This is a genomic window from Aeromonas tecta, from assembly GCF_000820185.1.
Classification (GTDB): domain Bacteria; phylum Pseudomonadota; class Gammaproteobacteria; order Enterobacterales; family Aeromonadaceae; genus Aeromonas; species Aeromonas tecta.
Genome location: NZ_CDCA01000016.1, coordinates 1,265 through 3,859, shown reverse-complemented (window position 1 = coordinate 3,859; position 2,595 = coordinate 1,265). Strand labels below are relative to the sequence as shown.

Genomic DNA, 2,595 nt, shown 5'->3' with positions numbered 1-2,595 from the left:
GTCATGGTCAGGCGGCGGGTCGTTCTGGTGAGCAGCTTGGCGTTGAGCTCGGTTTCCAGATCCTTGATCCGGCGGCTCACGTTGGAGCGCGGAATGTTCAGCGCATCGGCGGCGCTGGTAAAGCCTCCCAGCTCCACCACCGACAGAAACAACTTGAGATCGTCTATCTTCACCCTTCCTCCTACAACCCTGGTTAGCGCTATCTCTCCATGGTAACAGGCTATGCCTTATCAATTGTCTTATAAATCGAGACAGTGTTGGTAATCAAAGGCTGATTATCGGGCATATCAGACCGGATAAAATAGTCCTTTAGTCTCTGACTTATTGGACTTTTAACCTATGAAACACCGGCATTTCCCCCTTTCATCTATGTGTGTCGTCATCCTCGGTGCCCTGCTCAGCGGCTGTGGCAAGGATCCCGTCCCGGACAAGGCCGAGGCTTCGCGCCCAGTCAACGTCATCACCCTGCCCGAGCACTCGGCCAGCCAAACCTTGCGCTTTAGTGGCGAAATTCGCTCCCACCAGAGAGCCCAACTCGCCTTTCGGGTCGCTGGCACTGTGGACACCATCCTGGTGAAAGAAGGGGACAAGGTCAGCAAGGGAGAGGTGCTGGCGCGCCTCGACCCCCACGACTTTCGGGTCCAGCGGGGCGAGATAGCCGCCATGCTCAAGGAGGCGAAGGCGGCGAGTAGATTGGCCGAAGTGGAGCTCAAGCGCACCCGCCAGGCGGTCAACGACAAGGCCATGGCCAGCATCAACCTGGACAGGGCCACCAGCGCCAACGCCCAGGCCAAGGCGCGGGTACAGACGCTGCAACAATCCCTCGCCAAGGCCGAGGATGCGCTGGGTTACAGCGAGCTGCGCGCCCCCTTCGACGGCATGATAGGCCAGCGCTTCATCGACGAGCATGAGCAAACTGCCCCCGGTGTACCCGTGCTCTCCCTGCATCAGCCCAAGATCCTGGAGGCCGTGGTGGATGTGCCGGAGCAGCAGATTGGCCTGCTGAAAACCGGTATGGCTGGGAACCTCAACTGGTATCGGCAGGATCTGGCCGTCAGGGTGGTCAGCAGCGAGCTGGCAAGTCTGCCGGATCCGCTGAAGCGCACCCATGAGGTGACTTTCCGCCTGCTGGATAGTTCAGCCGAGCTGGTACCCGGCAAGTCGGTCAGCGTCGAGCTCTCCCAGCCAGGGAGCGAGCAGCTTCATTGCCTGCCCGCCAGCGCGGTCAAGAGCCAGGGTAGCGAGAACCGGGTCATGACGGTGCGGGCCGGCCAGGCCATCGGCGTGCCGGTGGAAGTCGTCAGCCAGCGCCACGACAGCCTGTGCGTCAAGGGCCAGCTCTTCGCCGGGGACAAGGTGGTCACCGCCGGCAGCGCCCTGCTCAAGGAGCGCCAGCCGGTGCACCTCATCAAGCAGGTGGGTGCCCAGTCATGACACTCTCTACCTTTGCCATCCGTCAACGCACCTTCGTGGTGTTCTTCTCGGTGCTCTGCACCCTGGTCGGGATCTACTCCTATTTCGATCTCGGCAAACTCGAGGATCCTTCCTTCACGGTGAAGAGCGCCGTCATCGTCACCCTCTACCCGGGCGCCACCGCCCAGGAGGTCGAGGCCCTGGTCACCGATCCCATCGAGACCAAGCTGCAGGAGATGGGATCCCTGTGGAAGCTGAGATCCCTCTCCCGCCCCGGCAGCTCCATGATTTTCGTCGATTTGCAGGAGAAATATGGCACTGATGTGCTGCCACAGCAGTGGGATCTGCTGCGGCGCAAGGTGCAGGACGTCAAACTCACGCTCCCGCCCCAGGCCCAGATCAGCATAGTGCAGGACGAATTTTCGGAGGTGTACGGCATGCTCTTCGCCGTCCACGGCGACGACATTCCCATGCATCAGCTCAAAGATCAGGCCCGCGAGCTGCAGCGCCGACTCAAGGCGGTGCCCGGGGTGAAGAAGGTGCAGCTGCACGGCGTCAAGGAGCAGGTGGTCAATATCGACGTGTCGAGCGAGCGGCTGGCCAAGAGCCACATCTCCATGGCCGAGCTCATCGCCCAGCTCAATAGCCAGAACATGCCGGTCGCCGCCGGTGACTACGATGTCGGGATGGAAAACCTGCGGGTGGCCCAGAGCGGGGCTTACCAAAACGTCGAGGACGTGCGCAACCTGATGCTCACCACCGGCGCCGGCGCGCAGCGCGGCACCCTGCGCCTCGGCGATGTGGCCGATGTCTATCTCGATTACCAGACCCCGGCGCTGACCGAGAGCCGCTTCAACGGCCAGCAGGCCATCACCCTGGCCGTGAGCCCCGAGAACGGCATCAACGTGGTCAGCATCGGCGATGAACTGAGCGCCGTGCTGAAGCAGTTCGAGGCCGAGTTGCCCCTTGGCGCCTCCGTCGGCACCATCGCCTACCAGCCAGGGGAAGTGGTCAAGTCCATCAACAACTTCGTCATCAACCTCATCGAGAGCATCGTCATCGTAGTGGTGGTGCTGCTCATCTTCATGGGCTGGCGCAGCGCCACCATCGTCGGGGTCAGCCTGCTGCTGAACATCCTGTTCACCCTGGTCTACATGAACCTCACCGGGGTCGATCTGCAGC

General features: G+C 61.7%; 3 protein-coding genes. 2 read left to right on the top strand and 1 reads right to left on the bottom strand.

Features of this window, described 5'->3' with window-relative positions:
- Positions 1-173: helix-turn-helix domain-containing protein (locus tag BN1137_RS23135; protein WP_157433619.1), on the bottom strand; the 173-nt coding region annotated here is incomplete at its 3' end.
- A 166-nt stretch (positions 174-339) separates the two neighbouring features.
- On the opposite strand from BN1137_RS23135, the gene BN1137_RS03460 reads away from it, so the two are divergent.
- Both BN1137_RS03460 and BN1137_RS03455 read left to right on the top strand, forming a co-directional pair.
- Positions 340-1,434, top strand: a complete 1,095-nt coding sequence (locus BN1137_RS03460; RefSeq protein ID WP_083443351.1) for an efflux RND transporter periplasmic adaptor subunit — start codon at positions 340-342, stop codon at positions 1,432-1,434.
- A partial coding sequence (locus BN1137_RS03455) for an efflux RND transporter permease subunit (protein ID WP_198150593.1) occupies positions 1,431-2,595 on the top strand: 1,165 nt, incomplete at its 3' end. The genes BN1137_RS03460 and BN1137_RS03455, both read left to right, overlap by 4 nt.